Annotated in this window: 16 protein-coding genes; 3 read left to right on the top strand and 13 right to left on the bottom strand. The window is 33.5% G+C overall.

Annotated features, from left to right (window positions below; genetic code table 11):
• Positions 1–22: 22 nt before the first annotated feature.
• The 12 genes from FNW38_RS14745 to FNW38_RS14690 form a co-directional block, all read right to left on the bottom strand.
• Positions 23–1,342 carry a beta-ketoacyl-[acyl-carrier-protein] synthase family protein gene (locus FNW38_RS14745; protein ID WP_143388501.1) on the bottom strand — a complete coding sequence of 440 codons (1,320 nt, stop codon included), beginning with the start codon at positions 1,340–1,342 and terminating at the stop codon, positions 23–25.
• 34 nt (positions 1,343–1,376) lie between these two features.
• Positions 1,377–1,850 carry a 3-hydroxyacyl-ACP dehydratase FabZ family protein gene (locus FNW38_RS14740; protein ID WP_143388502.1) on the bottom strand — a complete coding sequence of 158 codons (474 nt, stop codon included), beginning with the start codon at positions 1,848–1,850 and terminating at the stop codon, positions 1,377–1,379.
• A 32-nt stretch (positions 1,851–1,882) separates the two neighbouring features.
• The gene (locus FNW38_RS14735) at positions 1,883–2,935 is read right to left on the bottom strand and encodes a type III polyketide synthase (protein ID WP_143388503.1); all 1,053 of its coding nucleotides are present in this window, start codon (positions 2,933–2,935) and stop codon (positions 1,883–1,885) included.
• Complete coding sequence (locus FNW38_RS14730; protein ID WP_143388504.1) at positions 2,932–3,645, bottom strand: methyltransferase domain-containing protein; 714 nt, start codon at positions 3,643–3,645, stop codon at positions 2,932–2,934. The genes FNW38_RS14735 and FNW38_RS14730 overlap by 4 nt, the downstream gene beginning before the upstream one ends.
• Positions 3,646–4,776 carry an NAD(P)/FAD-dependent oxidoreductase gene (locus tag FNW38_RS14725; RefSeq protein ID WP_143388505.1) on the bottom strand — a complete coding sequence of 377 codons (1,131 nt, stop codon included), beginning with the start codon at positions 4,774–4,776 and terminating at the stop codon, positions 3,646–3,648.
• Positions 4,777–4,958: 182 nt separating this feature from the next.
• Positions 4,959–6,866: an acetate--CoA ligase gene (gene acs, locus FNW38_RS14720; RefSeq protein ID WP_143388506.1), complete on the bottom strand. Its 1,908-nt coding sequence runs from the start codon at positions 6,864–6,866 to the stop codon at positions 4,959–4,961.
• Between the two features lie 488 nt (positions 6,867–7,354).
• Positions 7,355–8,824 (bottom strand): ketol-acid reductoisomerase, encoded by a 1,470-nt coding sequence (ilvC, locus tag FNW38_RS14715; RefSeq protein WP_143388507.1) that lies wholly within the window; start codon positions 8,822–8,824, stop codon positions 7,355–7,357.
• A 112-nt stretch (positions 8,825–8,936) separates the two neighbouring features.
• Complete coding sequence (gene ilvN, locus FNW38_RS14710) at positions 8,937–9,458, bottom strand: acetolactate synthase small subunit (protein WP_143388508.1); 522 nt, start codon at positions 9,456–9,458, stop codon at positions 8,937–8,939.
• Between the two features lie 4 nt (positions 9,459–9,462).
• Positions 9,463–11,157 carry a biosynthetic-type acetolactate synthase large subunit gene (gene ilvB, locus FNW38_RS14705; RefSeq protein ID WP_143388509.1) on the bottom strand — a complete coding sequence of 565 codons (1,695 nt, stop codon included), beginning with the start codon at positions 11,155–11,157 and terminating at the stop codon, positions 9,463–9,465.
• A 131-nt stretch (positions 11,158–11,288) separates the two neighbouring features.
• Positions 11,289–12,962 carry a dihydroxy-acid dehydratase gene (gene ilvD / locus FNW38_RS14700; protein WP_143388510.1) on the bottom strand — a complete coding sequence of 558 codons (1,674 nt, stop codon included), beginning with the start codon at positions 12,960–12,962 and terminating at the stop codon, positions 11,289–11,291.
• 268 nt (positions 12,963–13,230) lie between these two features.
• Complete coding sequence (gene leuB / locus FNW38_RS14695; protein ID WP_143388511.1) at positions 13,231–14,346, bottom strand: 3-isopropylmalate dehydrogenase; 1,116 nt, start codon at positions 14,344–14,346, stop codon at positions 13,231–13,233.
• Between the two features lie 62 nt (positions 14,347–14,408).
• Positions 14,409–15,584 (bottom strand): 2-isopropylmalate synthase, encoded by a 1,176-nt coding sequence (locus tag FNW38_RS14690; RefSeq protein WP_082014141.1) that lies wholly within the window; start codon positions 15,582–15,584, stop codon positions 14,409–14,411.
• 154 nt (positions 15,585–15,738) lie between these two features.
• Here FNW38_RS14690 and FNW38_RS14685 point away from each other — a divergent pair, with 154 nt between their 5' ends.
• Positions 15,739–17,283: a hypothetical protein gene (locus FNW38_RS14685; RefSeq protein WP_143388512.1), complete on the top strand. Its 1,545-nt coding sequence runs from the start codon at positions 15,739–15,741 to the stop codon at positions 17,281–17,283.
• A gap of 168 nt (positions 17,284–17,451) precedes the next feature.
• On the opposite strand, the gene FNW38_RS14680 is transcribed toward FNW38_RS14685, so the two are convergent.
• Entirely contained in the window at positions 17,452–19,428 is a 1,977-nt protein-coding gene (locus FNW38_RS14680) for an alpha-ketoacid dehydrogenase subunit alpha/beta (RefSeq protein ID WP_143388513.1), read from the bottom strand.
• A 174-nt stretch (positions 19,429–19,602) separates the two neighbouring features.
• Between FNW38_RS14680 and FNW38_RS14675 the strand changes: the two genes are divergently transcribed.
• Together FNW38_RS14675 and FNW38_RS14670 are read left to right on the top strand one after the other, a co-directional pair.
• A complete protein-coding gene (locus tag FNW38_RS14675; protein WP_143388514.1) occupies positions 19,603–20,553 on the top strand; it encodes an isopenicillin N synthase family dioxygenase in 951 nt (316 codons plus the stop codon).
• A 125-nt stretch (positions 20,554–20,678) separates the two neighbouring features.
• Positions 20,679–21,008: a translation initiation factor gene (locus tag FNW38_RS14670; protein ID WP_143388515.1), complete on the top strand. Its 330-nt coding sequence runs from the start codon at positions 20,679–20,681 to the stop codon at positions 21,006–21,008.
• Positions 21,009–21,039: the final 31 nt, after the last annotated feature.

The following is a 21,039-nucleotide window of genomic DNA, read 5'->3' as shown; positions in this document are numbered from 1 at the left end:
ATTCACTCCTCTAAAAATATTTCTATCTGCCATCAGGCAAAAATAATAAATTGCGACCTAAACGCCTATACCTATATATTTTTTTTAAAATCACACATCCATTCACATCCCCAAAACCAAAACTTGCTTTTGCAATGATATTCAATTCTTTTTCAATCAATTGTCTTGGAATTCTTGACTCGTCAATTAGAGCGGTAATTTCAGGGTTTAAATCTTCACAATTGATATTCGGGAAAACAAATCCTTCATGCAATTGCAACACTGAGGCCACACTTTCTATACTCCCTGCTCCTGACAAGCAGTGTCCTACCATTGATTTTAAGGAGTTAATATAGGGAAATTCTTTTCCTTTTCTGTCCAAAGCTTCACTCCAATTCTTAATCTCCAAACTATCTTTTGATGTGGCTGTCAAATGTCCGTTTATAGCATCAATATCATTGGCTGAAATTCCAGCATTTTCAATAGCATTTTTAATGCATTTTTGAACGGCTGTCGGATTTGGAGCTGTCATAGTCCCTAATCCGCGTTGCCCACCAGAATTTACATTTCCACCTAAAACTTCTGCGTAGATTTTAGCACCTCTTGCTAATGCACTTTCTAAATCTTCCAAGACTAAAGCCCCTGCTCCACTTCCCGGAACAAATCCAGAAGCGCTCGCACTCATAGGCCTTGAGCCTTGTTCAGGATTTTTATTATGTTTGAATGTGCAGACTTTCATAGCATCAAATCCACCCCAAATATAAGGACCGGAATCACTCGTACTTCCGGCTAAAATGCGTTTTGCCTGCCCTGATTTTATACGCTCATACGCCATCAAAATACTTTCAGTTCCTGTCGTGCATGCCGAAGAATTGGTAGTGACTTGATTTCCTAATCCTAATTTCCCTCCTAAATAAGCACTCACACCACTATTCATAGTTTGTGCCACGGCTGTACTTCCTAATCTTCGGGTTTGAAAATCATCTATTTTATAAATACTTTCTCGAAATTTATCAATCCCGGAAGTTCCTGTTCCAAAAATAGTTCCGCTATCCCAATCCGGTTCTTCATTAATTTCTAATGATAAACCCGCATCTTTCCAAGCATCAATTCCTGCAATTACACCATATAAAATTCCCGTTGAATTGAAATTTCTTAACTCTAATTCCGAAAAATACTGCAATGCTAATTCAGTGGAAATTTCAGGTTTTCCAGCAATCTGACAAGAAAATTGCAGTCTTTCTAATTCTGAATCATGTTTGATTCCCGAAATTCCATTTTTTATGGCATAAGTAAAAGTATCAAGTCCAACTCCATTTGGAGCAACAACACCAAGTCCTGTAATTACGACACGTTTTTCCATTTACAATTTAAATTTTAATGACAATTTCAACAGATTATTTTAATCCGGTTTTGGCTCCATCTCCTTTGGAGAGGGTTGGGGTGAGGATCATTCCTGCTATTGTTCCTGTACAAACCATTTCTCCTTTTTCATTTATCATTTTCACTTTACATTTTAATTTTCCAAATCTAAAATATATTTTTTCTGAAATTACTATTACTTTTTCATTTGGAAAAACAGGTTTTAAAAAATCTATTTCAGTTGATGTTAAAGCAATTGAAGCAGTTTTATTTAATGTATCATTTAATAAAAAAATCCCCAAACAAACTAACCCAATTTGTGCCATAACTTCAGTTAAAATGACTCCGGGCGTAACGGGACATTCTTTAAAATGCCCTTTGTAAAAATCATGGTTTTCATCAAAGGTATAATTCCCTTCCACCCCATTTTCATCGATTTGGACTATTTCGTCCACAAATAAAAATGGTTTTGAATACGGTAATTTTGATATAATTTCTTCTTTTCTCATAGTTTTTCTTCCCCCATTTGGGGGTTAGGGGGCTAAAACTGTAACAAAACCCGTTGTGCTGAAAATCCCGGACCAAAGCTCAACATTAATCCTTTTTCTCCTTTTTTGGGTTTACTGTCCATAATTCGTTCTAAAACATACAAAACAGTGGCACTTGACATATTTCCATACAATCGTAAAACTTCTTTTGTGTCATCAATGTTTTTTTCTAAATCAGAAAATAAAGTTTCCACTGTTTGAACAATTTTTTTTCCGCCTGGATGAAAAATTAAATGATCGATTGTATCAATTGTTAGATTATTCTTCTCTAAAAATGGATGAATAATATCAGGAAAATGCGATGCGATAGTTTCAGGAACTTCAATATCCAATACCATTTGTAAACCTGAGTTTGTGAGTTTAAAACCCATCATCTGAATGTTATCATAAAAATGATACATTTCTTCGGCCAGAATTTCAGGACCTTCCTCATCTTGATGGGAAGAAAGCAAAACACAAGCCGCACCGTCGCCAAAAATAGCTGCGCTTACAATATTAGCCATTGAAAAATCATCTAATTGAAATGTTGCTGTTGGACTTTCAACCGCGATTACCGCAGCCCGTTTTCCAGGATTAGCCTGCAGGAAATTTTTGGCATAAATTATTCCTGAAATTCCAGCTACACAACCCATTTCAGTTACTGGAAGCCGTACGATATCCTGACGTAATTTCAATTTATTAATCAAATATGCATCTAAAGACGGAATCATAATTCCAGTACAACTCACCGTAATAATATAGTCTAAATCTTCAGGATTCCAATTGGCTTTCTTTAAAGCTTTTTCTAATACTTTTTCGCCTAAATCAATAACTTCACGAACATAAATATTATTTCTTTCTTCAAAAGAAGTTTTCGTAAAAACGGCAATTGGATCCATAATTGAGTATCGCTTATCGACAGCAGCACCTTCAAATATTTTTTTTACTTTCCTGATGAAACGTTCTTCTTGTCCTACTAACCAAGCATCCAAAAATGGAATAATTTCTTCCGTTGTTCTGGAGTATTTTGGTAATTGTTTTGTAACGGTTTTTATTTTTACACTCATATTTTCGAAATTATCCACTGATAGCGAAACGCCCATTTCCAATGAATTTTATAGTTGCTAAAATTTAATTTTTCTGAAAAACTAACTAGTTCTTCTTTTTTAAAACCTCGTAAAATTGAAATTAATCCATCTTCCCGTGACATATCATTTAATCTAAAAACAAAACATAATGCCTGAAACAACCGATAAGCAACAGCACTTCTTTGCAAGTCATTTATAACAATTCCAATATTCGAATTGGTATTAAATACATTTAATAAATAAATAATTTCATTGTCTTTAAAATGATGTAATGTCAAAGTACACAGAATGATATCGTATTTTAATTCTCCAAAAGGTTTATCAAATATATCTTCACATTGGTACGATATATTAGAATATTTTTTAGATAATTTTCGCGCATGGTTGATCGTAAAATTATTAGCATCTATACCAATTAATTGAAATTTTAGATTATTTTTTAATCCAAAATCCGCCAATGTTCGCAACATATCGCCATTGCCACAACCTACATCTACAATACTAATTTCATTTGATTTTGGAATATCCTTAATCAAATCCTGAACGCCTCGTAAAGTTAACAGGTTTCCACCTAAAAGCTGATTGATTTTGGCTATTTTATCTAACGCATCACGTAAGATTTCTCCTTCCATGGTAAAATCGTCCATAGTTTCAGGTTCATCAGTTCTATATTTTGTATTTATAAACATCTATGAGTTTAAAATTATGGGGGTTCCGTGCGTTTTTTTAATAATTTTCGACAATAAAAACGGAAATATAATTAATATATACGTCAATGCTCCTGATAGTTTTTTCTTTTGCAAAAGAGTTGATAAAAATCTTCCCATTCCCAATCTTTTACTAAAATTAAAACTCCATTCTTGAGTGTATTTTTCTTCTAATTCGTTTCTGGATTTGATTTCGTTATTGCAATATTTCTCCAATAATTCAGAAACAATTTTAGCACTATGAATTGCCATTGCCATGCCATTACCACACAAAGGATGGATTAATCCGGCTGTATCTCCAATCATTAAAATATGATTCTCAACAGCTTGTTTTTTTTCGAAAGAAATTTGACTGATTGTTAATGGTTTCTCGAAAAGCAAGTTACTTTTTTCAAAAATTGTTTTTAAATGTGGGTTTTGATAAACAACGTTATTTTGATATTCATCAACATTTTTAAACTGTTTGAAGGTTTCGTAATCTGCTAAATAACAAATATTAATTACATCATTTTCTACTTTTGAAACACCACAATAACCGCCTTTAAAGTTATACAATCCAACCAAATCACTAGGGAAATCTCCTGAATAATGAGCTTTGACAGCCAACCATGGTGATTTCTTCTGAATAAAATTACGATTTAGTTTTTGATCAATAGTAGAACGTTTACCAAAGGATCCTATCACAATTTCAGATTTTAAAATGGCTTTATTTAAAGTAGTTACGGTAAATATTTCATTCTCAAAAACAATTGTTTCTACTGTATCCGGAATGATTTTACAACCATTTGCAATTGCTTTAGTGCATAAGTGTTCATCTAGAGTATAGCGACTAATTCCAAATCCACCGAGAGGTAAAATACTCTTAATTTTCTTTCCGCTGACTGTTGAAAATTCAAGTTTTGTAATAGCTGTAGGACATAAATCAGTTATTTTCAAATCGAGCCAATTGAGATAAGGCAAAACTTCATTAGAAATATATTCGCCACAAACTTTATGTTTTGGAAATTCATTTTTTTCTACAACGGTAATTTGAAATCCAACTTTGGATAAATGAATTGCTGCAGTCAAACCTGCTAAACCGCCACCAATAATTAAGACTTCCTTATTTTTCATAGAGAAGTAAATTTAGGTATTTGTTTCAGAATGTAGCTATATTATTTAATATAAAACTTACATAATTAATTGATTTTTTGTTGTCTAATAAAAGTGATTTTTTCTTTTAAAATTATTTTTAGAGTTTCTCAAAAAGTATAATTCAAAAAAAGCTGTTTTATTACAAACAGCTTTTAATTAATTTACAATTTTCCTCCTTTTATTTCCTCTACAACCTCAGGATTCAATAAAGTTGAAATATCACCAAAATTAGAATAATCACCTTCGGCAATTTTGCGAAGAATCCTACGCATAATTTTTCCGGAACGTGTTTTTGGCAAACCGGAAACAAATTGAATTTTATCCAGTTTAGCAATTGGACCAATGTGATCCGTTATGTGTTGATTTATTTCTTTGATAAGATTTTCTTTATTTCTAGTTTCTCCCGTTTCTTTTAGAATTACAAAACCGTATAATGCATTTCCTTTGATATCATGAGGAAATCCAACAATTGCTGACTCAGCAACTGCCGGATGCTCATTAATCGCATCTTCAATAGGCGCTGTTCCTAAATTATGTCCCGAAACGATAACCACATCATCTACACGACCTGTAATTCTGTAATACCCTACTTCATCACGTAGAGCACCGTCACCAGTGAAATATTTGCCTGGAAAGGTAGAAAAATAAGTATCTTTATACCGTTGATGATCTCCCCAAATGGTTCTCGCTATTCCAGGCCATGGGAATTTGATACATAAACTACCTACTACTTGATTGCCTTCTATTTCATTTCGTTTTTCATCCATCAATACGGGTTGAATTCCAGGTAATGGTAAAGTAGCATAGGTTGGTTTTGTTGGGGTAACAAATGCGATTGGAGAAATCATAATTCCACCTGTTTCCGTTTGCCACCACGTATCCACAACGGGACATCTTTTATCTCCAACATGGTCATTATACCAGTGCCAAGCTTCTTCATTGATTGGCTCCCCTACTGAACCGATTACTTTTAATGATTTTAAAGGGAATTTTTGTACATATTCTAAACTCTCTTTTGCCAAGGAACGAATAGCCGTTGGTGCCGTATAAAATTGAGTGACTTTGTGCTTTTCTATTATTTCCCAAAAACGACTGAAATCAGGATAAGAAGGAACTCCTTCAAAAATAACCGTAGTAGCGCCATTCAATAATGGACCATAAAGTGTATAGGAATGTCCCGTTATCCAACCAATATCAGCGGTACACCAAAAAATATCATTTTCTTCATAATTGAATACATTCTTAAAAGTATAAGCAGTGTACACCATGTAACCTGCAGTGGTATGTACCATTCCTTTAGGTTTTCCAGTGGAACCTGAAGTGTAAAGAATAAACAATGGATCTTCAGCATCCATAATTTCAGCTACATTATTATCCGATGCTGCTTCTAAAAGAGGTTGCAACCATTGGTCACGACCTTCTTTCATGTTTACCGAAGTGTTAGTTCTTTTTACAACCAAGACAGTTGAAACACTTGGACAGCTTAACAATGCCTCGTCAATTATCCCTTTTAAATCAATGGTTTTATTTCCTCTGTAACCACCATCTGAAGTAATAACCATTTTGCATTCACTGTCATTTATTCTTGTTGCCACAGCAGAAGACGAAAATCCAGCAAAAACAACTGAATGTATCGCACCGATTCTCGCACAAGCCAAAGTTGTAATAGCCAATTCAGGAATCATTGGTAAATAAATACAAACACGATCTCCTTTTTTTATGCCTTGTTCGCGCAATACGTTTGCCATTTTGCAAACACGTTGGTGCAATTCATTATATGTTATATGTAATGCAGTTTCTGTTGGATCATTCGGTTCAAAAATAATAGCCGTTTTTTCACCTCTTTTAGCAAGATGTCTATCGATACAGTTTTTAGTCATATTTACTTTAGCTTCAGTAAACCATTTTACTTCGGCTTCAGCCATATTAAAATCGACAACTTTATCCCATTGTTGGTACCAAGTGAAATTTTCTTCTGCTATTTTACCCCAAAATTTTCTGGGCTCACGAACTGATTTATTATAATGTTTAAAATATTGTTCTAAATTATCAATTTTATAGTAGCTCATGTTTTTTAATTTTTTATAAAAGTATTAAATCTCAAGCTATTCTTAAAATTATTTAAATTATAAATTCCTATAGAAATTTAAATATTAAATAAAAAAAATAACTTTTTAATGACAATTTGTTCGTTTTTCAGTATTTTTTGAAATTATGATAAAAACAAAAAAAGCGAGATAGATTTCCTACCCCGCCTTTTATCTCAACAAAATTTAACAACAAATAATTTTTGCAATAAAAAAGTGCTTTATTACAACTTCAATTAGGAACATCTTAAAATATATTTTCAATATTAAAAAGATAGTAACAAATTTATTTTTAAATATAAGGAATTACTTCACTTAACTCTCAGCTCGTTTTAAGTTAAGTGAACGTAATATGCATTTTACCTCTTTCTCTTTTAATAAGTGCTTACTAATTCAAAATATTATGGATTCAAATGATATAATGCAAATCCCAGCACACCCTCCTCATGTGTGGTAATTCCTAATTTTTATTATCCTATTTTTTTCATAGCTGTCATTGATTCTCTTAACCAAGCTCCTACTTCTTCAATAGGATGTTGACGGATACTATTATTTACAGCAATAAGTACTGCATTATCTACTCCGTTTGAAGTCGAGAATGGTTTACCAATTACGTTTGTGTCTACCGTTTTCATAAAATCAACCAATAAAGGCTTACATGCATGATCAAACAAATAACAACCGTATTCTGCTGTGTCAGAAATAATTCTGTTCATTTCATATAATTTTTTTCTTGCTACAGTATTAGCAATCAAAGGCAATTCATGCAAAGATTCGTAGTACGCAGATTCTTCAATAATTCCTGATTGTGTCATCGTTTCGAAAGCCAATTCAACACCAGCTTTAACCATGGCAATCATCAAAACTCCATTATCAAAATATTCTTGTTCTGAAATATGAGCTGCTGTTGGCGCTGTTTTTTCAAAATTTGTTTCTGCAGTTGCAGCTCTCCAAGTCAATAAATTGATATCATCATTAGCCCAGTCAATCATCATATTTCTTGAAAACTCACCAGAGATAATATCATCCATATGTTTTTGAAACAACGGACGCATAATATCTTTTAATTCTTCAGCTAATTCATATGCTTCAATTTTTGCAGGATTTGAAAGACGATCCATCATATTTGTAATTCCACCATGTTTCAAGGCTTCAGTTACAGTTTCCCAACCGTATTGAATTAATTTTGAAGCATAAGCTGGCTCGATTCCTTTTTCAACCATTTTGTCGAAACATAAAATAGAACCTGTTTGTAACATTCCACAAAGAATGGTTTGCTCTCCCATCAAATCCGATTTAACTTCGGCTACAAATGAAGAGTTCAAAACTCCTGCTTTGTGACCACCGGTAGCAACTGCATATGCTTTTGCTTGTTCGAAACCTTCTCCGTTTGGATCGTTTTCAGGGTGAACTGCGATTAATGTTGGCACACCAAAACCTCTTTTATATTCTTCACGAACCTCAGATCCTGGACATTTAGGAGCACACATAATTACAGTGATGTCTTTACGAATTTGCATTCCTTCTTCTACGATATTAAAACCATGAGAATATGCTAATGTTGAACCATTTTTCATCAAAGGCATGATTGCTGTTACTACAGCAGTATGTTGTTTATCTGGTGTAAGGTTACAAACCAAATCAGCAGTTGGAATTAATTCTTCATAAGTTCCCACTTTGAAACCATTATCAGCAGCATTCATAAAAGAAACTCTTTTTTGTGCAATTGCTTCTGCACGCAATGCGTAAGAAATATCTAAACCTGAATCTCTCATGTTCAAACCTTGGTTCAAACCTTGAGCTCCACAACCTACGATAACTACTTTTTTTCCTGCTAATGCTGTTATACCATTTGCAAATTCTGATTGATCCATGAATTCGCAAACGCCTAATTGTTCTAATTGTAATCTAAGTGGTAATGAATTGAAATAATTTGCCATTTTTTTTAATATTTAATGAATGTGAAATTTATAATTAATTTAAAAATTGAAAGAATTGAATATTCTGGTTTATTTAATGTTGCAAAACTGAATACTCAAAACTGAACACTTTCTATGAAAGCTCTTCTAATAACGTTGATATTTCCATTTTTTCTTTGGAAACAGATATTCTTCCTGAACGTACAAACTGCATGATTCCGAAAGGTTTTAATTTTCCATATAGTTCTTCAATCTCAGAGCGTCTTCCTGATTTTGAAATTACAAAAAAGTCTCTTGATACGGTAACAATTTCCGAATGACTTTCTTTGATGATATTTTGTATTTGTCTTTCGTCAAATAACAAACTCGAATTTATTTTGAACAAAGCACTTTCCAAGAAAATAGTTTCTTCATCCACATGATAAAAGGCTTTGATTACTTCGATTTGTTTTTCGATTTGGCCTACAATATTTTGTACCCATTTTTCAGTTGTATCCACTACAATGATGAATCGGGAAACATTTTCTATTTCTGATTCGGATACATTTAAACTTAAAATATTGATATGACGTTTCAAGAATATTCCTGATATTCTGTTTAATAAGCCAACGTTGTTTTCTGAATAAACAGAAATGGTGAATGTTTTATTTTCCATAATATTAACTTAATCGCATATCAGAAACCGATGCTCCTGTTGGAATCATTGGGAATACATTATTTTCTTTTTCTACCATAACTTCAAGGAAATACGATTCTTTTGAAGCCATCATTTCAGCAACGGCCGCATCTAAATCTTCTCTTTTGGTCACTTTTTTGGCTTTAATATAATAGCCTTCAGCAATCGCTATAAAATTAGGATTGATCATTTCAGTTGAAGCATATCTTTTGTCAAAAAACAATTGTTGCCACTGACGTACCATTCCTAAAAATTCGTTGTTCAAGACTACAATTTTCACAGGAACTTTAGTTTGAAAAATAGTTCCTAATTCCTGAATAGTCATTTGAAAACCACCATCACCAATAATGGCAACCACTTCACGTTCCGGCATTCCCATTTTGGCACCAATTGCAGCCGGTAAAGCAAATCCCATGGTTCCTAAACCACCTGAAGTTACGTTACTTTTTGTTGAATTGAATTTGGCATAACGACAAGCAAACATTTGGTGTTGCCCCACATCCGAAACCATAATCGCATCACCTTTAGAATGTTTATTAATCATTTCGATAGTTTCACCCATAGAAATTCCTTCTTTCTTAGGTTTTAACTCGTCATTGATTACCGCTTCCAATTCAATTTTATACATTTCTTTGAATTCATTGTGCCAAGATTCATGTGTATTACTTTTGATAAAAGGAAGTAAGGCAGTCAGAGATTCTTTGACATCAGCTAAAACAGCAACCGTTGTTTTTACATTTTTATCTATTTCTGCAGGATCAATTTCAAAGTGAATTACTTTGGCCTGCTTTGCATAAGTAGCTAAATTTCCTGTAACACGATCATCAAAACGCATTCCAAGTGCGATCAAAACATCACATTCATTTGTCAACAAATTAGGACCATAATTTCCGTGCATACCTAACATCCCTACATTTAATGGGTGGTCTGTTGGCAATGCCGAAAGTCCTAAAATAGTCCAAGCAGCAGGAATTCCTGATTTTTCAACTAATGCTTTTAATTGTTCTTCGGCTTCACCAAGAATGATTCCCTGACCAAAAACAATATATGGTTTTTTTGCATTATTGATTAATTCCGCAGCCTCTTTAATTTTTTCAATATCTAAAGTTGGCCTTGGATTATAACTTCTAATGCTGGTACATTTTTTATAACTAAATTCAATTTCGTCAAATTGAGCATTTTTTGTAATATCAATTAAAACTGGACCCGGACGACCTGATTTTGCAATATAAAATGCTTTTGCAATGATTTCAGGTATTTCATGTGCCTCTGTAATTTGATAATTCCATTTGGTAACCGGAGTCGAAATTCCAATAATATCGGTTTCCTGAAACGCATCTGAACCTAATAAATGTTTCCCTACCTGACCTGTAATACAAACCATTGGAGTTGAATCAATCTGAGCATCGGCAATACCAGTTACAAGATTTGTTGCTCCAGGACCTGAAGTAGCTATTGCCACTCCAACTTTTCCTGTTGCTCTTGCAAATCCCTGAGCCGCATGAGTTGCACCTTGTTCGTGACGTACTAAAACATGCTGTAATTGATCTTGAAATTTATATAATTCGTCGTAAACAGGCATTATGGCACCTCCTGGATAACCATAAACCAAGTCTACTCCTTCTTCTAATAAGCATCTAATAACGGCTTCTGCGCCTGATATTTTATTTGTTCCCATGGGTACGTTTATTATTTTTCCTCACCCCAGCCCTCTCCAAAGGAGAGGGAGCCGAGATTGATATAGTATTCCTATTTTTCACTTTCAAATAAAAGTCCAAACCTATTATTTCCCCTTCGGGGTTAGGGGGATTATTTATCGGTCACACATCCTGTTGAAGCGCTAGAGACCGATCGTGCATATTTCAATAAAACTCCTTTTGTTGCTTTCAAAGCGGGTTGAACCCAATTCGCTTTTCTTTTAGCAAATTCTTCATCAGAAATTTTTAAATTAATCGTGTTTTTAACAGCATCAATAGTGATAATATCTCCATTTTCAACTAAAGCAATTCCGCCACCATCATACGCTTCTGGTGTAATATGACCCACTACAAAACCATGTGAACCTCCAGAGAATCTACCGTCTGTAATCAAAGCAACACTTTTTCCAAGTCCTGCACCCATAATGGCTGAAGTTGGTTTAAGCATCTCAGGCATTCCCGGACCACCTTTTGGGCCACAATATCTGATGACGACAACATCTCCAGGTTTTACTAAACCGCCTTGAACACCAGGAATAACATCAAATTCATTTTCGAATACTACTGCAGTACCTTCAAAATATTCTCCTTCATTTCCACTAATTTTAGCCACACAACCTTCTGAAGCTAAGTTTCCGTACAAAATCTGAATGTTTCCACTTGCTTTCAACGCTTTTTGGATTTCATGAATCACTTCTTGTCCATCATTTAAATCAGGTAGTTCTGCTAAATTTTCAGCCAATGTTTTACCCGTTACTGTCAAACAATCACCATGAAGGAAACCTTCTTTCAATAAATATTTCATTACTGCAGGAACACCTCCAACAGCATGTAAATCTTCCATCATATATTTACCACTTGGTTTCAAATCACCAAGTATAGGCGTTTTATCACTTATCGCTTGAAAATCTTGTAACGTAATTTCAATATCAACCGAATGTGCCATAGCAATCAAGTGCATAACTGCATTCGTAGAACCTCCTAAAACAGCTACCATTGTAATAGCATTTTCAAAAGCTTTACGTGTCATGATATCCTTAGGCTTAATATCTTTTTCCAATAATATTCTGATGGCTTTCCCAGCATCTTCACATTCTTGTTTTTTTTCTGCACTCAAAGCTGGATTTGATGAACTGTATGGTAAACTCATCCCTAATGCTTCAATTGCTGATGACATTGTATTAGCAGTATACATTCCACCACAAGCTCCTGGTCCTGGGCAAGAATTTTGTATAACTCCTTTGAAATCTTCTTCAGTTATTGTATTGCTGAATTTTTTTCCCAATGCCTCAAATGCAGAAACAATATTCAAAGATTCCCCTTTCCATTTCCCAGAATGTATAGAACCACCATAAACCATAATAGCTGGGCGATTTACTCTTCCCATAGCGATTATAGCTCCTGGCATATTTTTATCACAACCTGGAATTGCAATCAAACTATCATACCATTGCGCTCCCATTACTGTTTCAATAGAATCCGCAATTACATCACGAGATACTAATGAATAACGCATTCCGTCAGTACCGTTTGAAATACCGTCACTAACACCAATTGTATTAAAAATCAAACCGACTAAATCTGCATCCCAAACTCCTTGTTTAACATTTTTTGCAAGATCATTTAAGTGCATGTTACATGTATTTCCTTCGTAACCCATGCTTACGATTCCTACTTGCGCTTTTTTCAAATCCTCTTCTGTTAATCCAATTCCGTACAACATAGCTTGTGCTGCCGGTTGTGTTTGATCTTGAGTTATAGTCTTGCTGTATTTATTTAATTCCATTGTATGTTTGTGTATTTTTTAAATTTATTCCAAAAAAAAAACCTTCCAATTATATTGGAAGGTTTTAAATATTTTTTTAATTATATCTATAACATTCCTGCTGCATATGTGATTACCACATTGACATTAATAATTGAAGAAATAATAGTTACGATTTTCATTTTTTTTATTTGCTTCAAAAATATGAAAAACAAATAGAACAAAAAAATAGAACCTTAAAATTATAGCACTTTTTCAATTATTAAATGCACTTTTGATTATTGTTTTGTTAAACAATAGTCGATTGTCCTATCTGGACGTTGTCACTTTTAAAATATAAATCATCTTTGCTTAAAATGACATTCGAAATAAAATCTCCAACTTCGTTTGTACCAAATTTAGAATCTGCTTTCAAATCTATTGTTACCACATTATATTCAATCGCTTTTTCTACTGCTTCATATACTTTTTTAGCTTCTTTATGAAGTCCAAAATGTTCCAAAAGCATTGCTGCTGATAATACTGAAGCGATTGGATTAGCAATATTTTTTCCTTTTGCTTGCGGATAAGAACCATGAATTGGTTCAAAAAGTGCCTTTTTATTTCCTAATGATGCCGAAGCCAATAATCCAATAGAACCTGTTATTACACTAGCTTCATCAGATAAAATATCCCCAAATAAATTTTCAGTTAAAATGACATCAAATTGTTTTGGATTTAAAATAATTTGCATCGCTGCATTATCAACAAAAAGAAAATCCAATGCTACATCCGGATAACTTTCGCTTACATTTTTGACAACTTTTCTCCATAATCGAGAAGTTTCAAGCACATTGGCTTTATCCACCATTGTTACTTTTTTACGTCTATTTTGTGCTGCTTTAAACGCCAAATGAGTAATTCTGGTGATTTCTTCTTCTGAATATTCACATAAATCAGAAGCGATGGTACCCGCATCGTTCAATTTTTTCTCACCAAAATAAACACCCCCGGTAAGTTCTCTGAAAATAGTAAAATCTGCACCTTCGATTATTTCTCTTTTTAAAGGAGAAGAATCTAATAATGACTTATATGGTTTTATAGGTCGGATATTTGCAAAAAGACCTAATTCTTTTCTCAATTTTAATAATCCCTGCTCAGGACGTACTTTAGCATCAGGATTGTTGTCGTATTTTGGATCACCAATTGCGCCAAACAAAACAGCATCCGTATTAAGGCAAAGGTTAAGGGTTTGTTCCGGAAGAGGGTTTCCGGTTTTATCTATAGCAACAGCTCCCATAAGAGCATCTTCAAAAACAAATTCATGATCATATACTACACCTATAGCATATAAAGCTTTCTTTGCCTGTAAGGTCACCTCTGGTCCTATTCCATCTCCTGGCAGTACTGCTATTTTTAAATTCATGGTTTAGTTTTTTTATATAAAGTTATACTATTATGTAAATAGTGCTGTAAATAGTGCTTTTATTAGCTTCTTATTAAATCACTTTGTATTTTACAAGCTTCAATAATTTGATGAATATCATCATCTAAAACTTCTTTTTTGATATCGGCAAATTTTAAGAACTCAATATAAACGACATCCAATTGTACTTTAGTAAGTTCATATCCTACTTTTTTTGCTCTGTAAGCCAATGCAGCTCTACCACTTCTTGCAGTAAGAACTATTGAAGACTCATTGACACCTACATCCAAAGGATCCATGATTTCATAAGTTGCTCTGTTTTTAATCACACCGTCCTGATGAATTCCTGAACTGTGTGCAAAAGCATTAGCACCAACAATCGCTTTATTAGGTTGCACCATCATTCCCATACTTTCTGAAACTAAACGACTCATTTCGTTCAACTGTTTCGTATTGATATCAGTGTACAGATTCAAATAAGGATGTTGTTTAAAAATCATTACTACTTCTTCAAGTGCAGTGTTTCCGGCTCTTTCTCCTATTCCATTTATTGTACATTCTATTTGTCTTGCTCCGTTTACAGCTCCAGCAATAGAATTAGCTGTAGCCATTCCTAAATCATTATGACAATGACAAGAAAGAATAACATTTTCAATACCTTTTACATTTTCTTTTAGGTATTTTATTTTTGCTCCATATTCTTCAGGCAAGCAATATCCTGTAGTATCAGGTATATTAAGTACTGTAGCACCCGATTTTATTACTTCTTCGCAAACTCTTGCCAAGAAATCATTATCAGTTCTACCAGCATCTTCAGCATAAAATTCTACATCTTCAACATACGATTTGGCATGTGAAACTGCAAATTTTGCTCTGGCGATAATATCTTCTCTGGTGGTATTTAATTTATGTATTATATGTGAATTTGAAGTTCCGATTCCAGTATGAATACGAGGTTTTTTAGCATGTTTTAAGGCAGCTGCAGCAACATCAATATCATTTTTTACCGCTCTGGTTAAACCACAAACAGTCGCATTTTTTACAATCTTACTAATTTCAGAAACAGACAAAAAATCACCTGGACTAGAAACAGGAAAACCAGCTTCTATAATGTCAACACCCATTTCGTCTAAGCGATTTGCTATAACGAGTTTTTGATTGGTATCTAATTTACATCCTGGGACCTGTTCTCCATCTCGTAAAGTGGTATCAAAAATTTGAACTTTCTCTCTATTCATTTTCATTTATTTAATGTAATTTCACATCTCGATAACAAATTTATATTTCATTACTTTAATATAAAATTCGTTTTAACGAAATATACTGCTTATAAAGAGAATTAATACTTTATAAGTTACTGATTAACAACTAATTAAGTTACAATATTTTACAATGGCTAACCATCAAAAAGATTTCTTATTTGTATTAATAAAATCCCTTTCAAAGTCTGAAAAAAGACAATTTAAGATTTTTGCAAGCCGACTCGAGACGAGTTCAAATACAAAATTCATCGAATTATTCAACATTTTAGACAAATCAGAAGTGTATGATGAGAAGCTTATTTTGAAAAGTGGTATCATCAAAAAAGTACAATTATCAAACCTAAAGTCCTATTTATACAAACAAATTTTAGTGAGTATTCGATTGAATATTCCGAGTCAAAACATTCGGTATCAGTTAAGAGAACAAATTGATTTTGCTACCATATTGTACAATAAAGGTTTGTACAAGCAAAGCTTAAAAATCTTGGATAAAACAAAGATTCTGGCATTAGAAAATGACGAAAAACTCATGGCGTATGAGATTGTAGAATTTGAAAAATTAATTGAATCCCAGTACATTACACGAAGTATTCAAGGACGAGCCGATGAATTAGTTATTCAGGCCAAGGAGTTGAATTATCGCAATACTATTTCCAGTAAATTATCTAATTTATCCCTGCAGTTGTATGGTATTATGCTCAAAACGGGTTATGTAAAAAGTGACGAGGAATATAAATATATAGACGACTATTTCAATAAACACATTTCTAAATTTGATGAGAAAAAATTTGGATTTCGTGAAAAGTATTGGTTTTACAATGCCAATCTTTGGCATAGTTTTCTAGTTCAGGACTTTTTAGCCAGCTATAAATATGCTTATAAGTGGGTTACCCTTTTTTATGACAACCCCAATATGATTTATCTTAATCCTGTGTTTTTCTTAAAAGGAAATCATTATTTATTGGAGTCTTTATATATGCTCAAATACAAAACAAAATTCAAAAAATATTTATTACGTCTGGAAGAAACCATCAAAGATCCACGCTTTCCTGTTAACGATAATATAGCATCTTTATCATTCCTATATTTATATAATAACAAATTAAATTATCATATTCTGGAAGGCACTTTTGCTGAAAGCGAATACTTAATTCCTGAAGTTTTAGATAAATTAAAAATACACAGTGAACATCTTGATGAACATCACGAAATGTTGTTTTATTATAAAATAGCCTCTATTTATTTCGGTAACGAAAAATACACGGAATCCATATTTTATTTAGAGAAAATCATAAACAACAAAAATCTTACGATGCGGGAAGATTTAATGTGTTTTTCCCGAATTCTTTGTCTGATAGCTCATTATGAATTAGGCAAGGATTATTACTTGGAAAACCAATTGAAAAACACCTATAAATTTTTGTTGAAAATGAATGATTTGCATGAAGTCCAAAAGGAAATCATCAAATTCATGAAAAACTTAAATTCCATTTACCCTGGTGATATCAAAAAAGAATTTGTAAAAATGAGAGAGCGATTTATAGAATTGGAAAAAAACAAGTACGAAAAAAGAGCTTTTCTTTATCTTGACATCATCTCTTGGCTAGAAAGTAAAATCGAAAACCGAAAAATCAGTGATATTATTAAGGAAAAAGCTAAATTGAGTAATCGATAAAATTTTGTGTAATAAAAACGGAGGTTTACAGTACCCGTCTGGACACAAATATTCAGACGAAATTTCAGCCACGAATTTCACTAATTTTCACTAATTATAATAATCTATTGGATATTAGGTTATTTTTAAAATGAAAATTCTAAAAATAACCTATTAAAAGTTCCACTATTAGTATTCCAAAAGTTGTTTCAAATCTTTTTCGAATCTGCCTTTCGGCAAATATTGATCTTCCAATGCTTTTGTAAACGGAATTGGCGTGTCTAAACTCGCCATGCGTTTTACTGGAGCGTCAAGGTATTTGAAACAATTTTCCATTATCATTGCCGAAATATCACTCGCAACTCCCCCAAACATAGAATCTTCCTGATAAATTAGTACTCTCCCTGTTTTCTTTACCGATCTGAAAATTGCTTCGGTATCCAAAGGCTGTAAGGTTCTCAAATCGAGTAAATCAGCTGAAATTTCAGGATTTTTTTCTAATGTTTCCAAGGCCCAGTGCACCGCTGCTCCAAAAGATATAATAGTAACATCATTTCCTTCTTTTAATAAAGCCGCTTTTCCTAATGGAATAGTATAATAATCTTTTGGTACATTTTGGTACACACTTCTGTATAATTGTTTATGTTCAAAGAATAATACCGGATTGGGATCATTGATAGAAGTGTTTAAAAGCCCTTTTGCATCATACGGAAATGCTGGATAAACAACTTTTAGACCCGGAGTTTTGGTAAACCAAGCTTCATTGGTTTGAGAGTGGAACGGACCTGCCTGCGTTCCTCCGCCGCAAGGCATCCGAATAACAACATCTGCTTTTTCTAACCATCGGTAATGTGATTTGGCCAGTAAATTGACAATTGGATTAAATCCTGTAGAAACAAAATCAGCAAACTGCATTTCCACAATCGCTTTATACCCATTGATAGACAATCCCATTGCTGCTGAAACCACTGCACTTTCACAAATTGGTGTATTGATAACCCGATCTTTACCAAACTGAGCTACAAACCCATCTGTAATTTTGAAAGCACCTCCATATTCCGCAATATCCTGACCCATGATTACTGAGTTTTCGTGGCGTTCCATCGATTCACGTAAACTGTTTGAAATAGCATCTATAAAACGGATATTTTCTTTTTCTTCTGATGGATTAACTATCTCAAATGTATAGGGTTTATAAACGTCATTTAGTTCTTCACTTAAAGAAGCTTCTATTTCTGGTTCGGCATTGGCAACAGCCAAACTCTCATCAATAGCTGCCTTAATTTCAGCATGTATAGCAGTATCAAAATCGGCTGTAAGAATACCATTTTCAGATAAGTATTTTCTATAATTCTCTACAGGATCTTTAATTGCCCACATATCCATAAGTTCTTGCGGAACATATTTGGTTCCACTCGCCTCTTCATGTCCGCGCATTCTGAAGGTTTTGAATTCCAATAAAACAGGGCGCGGTTTTTCTATCATCGAAGCTTTCAATTCGGATAATAAATTATAGACTTCAAGGATATTATTCCCATCGATTATATGACTTTCCATTCCGTATCCTTTTCCTTTATCAGCTAGGTTTTCGCAACGGTATTGTTCATTGGTAGGTGTCGAAAGTCCATATCCGTTATTCTCTATCACGAACAGGACTGGCAATTCCCAAACGGAAGCGATATTTAATGCTTCATGAAAATCGCCTTCACTGGTAGCACCTTCACCAGTAAAAACAGCAGTAACTTTTCCGTTTTGTTTTAATTTATTTGCCAAAGCGATTCCGTCAGCCACTCCTAATTGAGGTCCCAAATGCGAAATCATTCCAATAATTTTATATTGTTGTGTTCCAAAGTGAAAACTTCGATCACGACCTTTGGTAAAACCATTGGCTTTGCCCTGCCATTGAGAAAAAAGTCGGTATAAAGGAATGTTTCTTCCTGTAAAAACACCTAGGTTTCTGTGCATTGGCAAAATATACTCGTCTGAATCCAAGACTGCCGTAACGCCAACAGCAATAGCCTCTTGACCAATTCCAGAAAACCATTTGGATACTTTTCCCTGACGTATAAGTATCAACATTTTTTCTTCTATCAGTCTTGGCTTCAGTATTCTTTTATATAAATCTAATAATTGATTGTCTGTAAGATTTTTTCTGTCGAAGGTCATTTTTTCAGTTTTATTGTATGGCTCAAAGATAAAAAAATATAACAGTTTGATGTTTTTTTGTTATATTTTTTTAATTTGTTTGCGAATTTTAAAATCCAGATAGAAAATTATTCTTTACATTTGTATCTGCAAGGTTTTTAGACGTTGTAAGTTATAAAAAAATATTTTAAAAGTATGCAAAACATTCCTAGTGTTGACTTGCGTGATTTCCTTTCGGACGACCCGAAACGTAAACAAAAATTTGTAAATGAAATCGGAAGTGCATTTGAAGATATTGGCTTCGTAGCGCTCAAAGGGCATTTTTTAGACGACCAATTGGTTGCTGAATTGTATGGTGAAATCAGAAATTTTTTCTCTTTGCCATTAGAAACAAAGCGTAGTTATGAAATTTCTGGAATCGGCGGACAAAGAGGTTATGTTTCTTTTGGAACAGAGCATGCCAAAGGCAGGAAAGAAGGGGATTTGAAAGAGTTTTGGCACTTTGGACAATATGTATCCAAAGATTCCAAATATGCTTCAGAATACCCTGAAAATGTTGAAGTAAAAGAATTGCCTCGTTTTAACGTTGTAGGTAAAGAAGCTTACCAAATGCTGGAAAAAACAGGCGTTTATGTCCTGAGAGCTTTGGCTTTACACCTTGGGTTGGATGAATTCTATTTTGATAATTATGCCAAAGAAGGGAATTCTATCTTAAGACCTATTCATTATCCACCCATTACGGCTGAGCCAGCAAATGCTATTCGTGCTGCTGCACACGGTGACATCAACTTAATTACTTTATTAATGGGTGCTCAAGGAAAAGGATTGCAAGTGCAAAATCACGATGGTGAATGGATTGATGCCATCGCTGAATCAGATGAATTGGTAATCAATGTTGGAGATATGTTATCGCGTCACACCAATGACAAGTTGAAATCTACAATTCATCAAGTAGTGAATCCTCCTAGAGAATTATGGGGAACTTCACGTTATTCTATTCCGTTTTTTATGCATCCGGTAAGCGATATGAAATTGGATTGTTTGGAAAATTGTATTGATGCGGAAAACCAAAAAAAATTCGAAGATATTACTGCGGGAGCTTATTTATATGAGCGCTTGGTAGATTTGGGATTAATCAAAAAATAAAACTTAAATTTACGTCAATTAATAAAAGACATTGAGTGTATAACTTAATGTCTTTTGTTTTTACTATTTAAAATCTGCGATAATCCGTAAAATCCGTGTTATCTGCGTTCAAAAACATACATAATATGGACTTAAAAGACCAATTAAAAAACCTTTTTCCAAATCACGAAGTATCGCCAGAAGAAGAAATTGATGAAGTTGCACACGAATTATACGTTCAAAAAGAACCTATGATCTGCAAATTCGAAAAACGAAAAGGAAAAGCTACAACTATAATTGAGGGTTATGAAGGAACAGACGAGGATTTTAAAATTCTTGCCAAAGAAATTAAAACCAAATTAAGTGTTGGTGGAACTTTCAAAGACGATTCCATCATCATACAAGGTGATTATCGTGACAAAATTATGACTATTTTAAAAGCTAAAGGTTTTAAAGTAAAACGCGTCGGAGGCTAGAAAAAGTATTCAGTGTTCAGTAATTAGTGTT

Origin of the sequence: Flavobacterium gawalongense, from assembly GCF_007097265.1 — a bacterium.
GTDB classification, from domain to species: Bacteria; Bacteroidota; Bacteroidia; order Flavobacteriales; family Flavobacteriaceae; genus Flavobacterium; species Flavobacterium gawalongense.
Note: the sequence above shows the minus strand (reverse complement) of the source record. Positions and strands in the feature narration are given on the sequence as shown.

Excerpts from the sequence above, each read along its gene's own strand:
- ilvN (WP_143388508.1), bottom strand. The coding sequence starts at position 9,458 with ATGGAAAATAAAACATTCACCATTTCTGTTTATTCAGAAAACAACGTT.
- FNW38_RS14690 (WP_082014141.1), bottom strand. The coding sequence starts at position 15,584 with ATGAATAGAGAGAAAGTTCAAATTTTTGATACCACTTTACGAGATGGA.
- FNW38_RS14740 (WP_143388502.1), bottom strand. The coding sequence starts at position 1,850 with ATGAGAAAAGAAGAAATTATATCAAAATTACCGTATTCAAAACCATTT.
- acs (WP_143388506.1), bottom strand. The coding sequence starts at position 6,866 with ATGAGCTACTATAAAATTGATAATTTAGAACAATATTTTAAACATTAT.
- FNW38_RS14675 (WP_143388514.1), top strand. The coding sequence starts at position 19,603 with ATGCAAAACATTCCTAGTGTTGACTTGCGTGATTTCCTTTCGGACGAC.
- FNW38_RS14670 (WP_143388515.1), top strand. The coding sequence starts at position 20,679 with ATGGACTTAAAAGACCAATTAAAAAACCTTTTTCCAAATCACGAAGTA.
- FNW38_RS14730 (WP_143388504.1), bottom strand. The coding sequence starts at position 3,645 with ATGTTTATAAATACAAAATATAGAACTGATGAACCTGAAACTATGGAC.
- FNW38_RS14725 (WP_143388505.1), bottom strand. The coding sequence starts at position 4,776 with ATGAAAAATAAGGAAGTCTTAATTATTGGTGGCGGTTTAGCAGGTTTG.
- ilvD (WP_143388510.1), bottom strand. The coding sequence starts at position 12,962 with ATGGAATTAAATAAATACAGCAAGACTATAACTCAAGATCAAACACAA.
- leuB (WP_143388511.1), bottom strand. The coding sequence starts at position 14,346 with ATGAATTTAAAAATAGCAGTACTGCCAGGAGATGGAATAGGACCAGAG.
- ilvC (WP_143388507.1), bottom strand. The coding sequence starts at position 8,824 with ATGGCAAATTATTTCAATTCATTACCACTTAGATTACAATTAGAACAA.
- ilvB (WP_143388509.1), bottom strand. The coding sequence starts at position 11,157 with ATGGGAACAAATAAAATATCAGGCGCAGAAGCCGTTATTAGATGCTTA.
- FNW38_RS14680 (WP_143388513.1), bottom strand. The coding sequence starts at position 19,428 with ATGACCTTCGACAGAAAAAATCTTACAGACAATCAATTATTAGATTTA.
- FNW38_RS14745 (WP_143388501.1), bottom strand. The coding sequence starts at position 1,342 with ATGGAAAAACGTGTCGTAATTACAGGACTTGGTGTTGTTGCTCCAAAT.
- FNW38_RS14735 (WP_143388503.1), bottom strand. The coding sequence starts at position 2,935 with ATGAGTGTAAAAATAAAAACCGTTACAAAACAATTACCAAAATACTCC.
- FNW38_RS14685 (WP_143388512.1), top strand. The coding sequence starts at position 15,739 with ATGGCTAACCATCAAAAAGATTTCTTATTTGTATTAATAAAATCCCTT.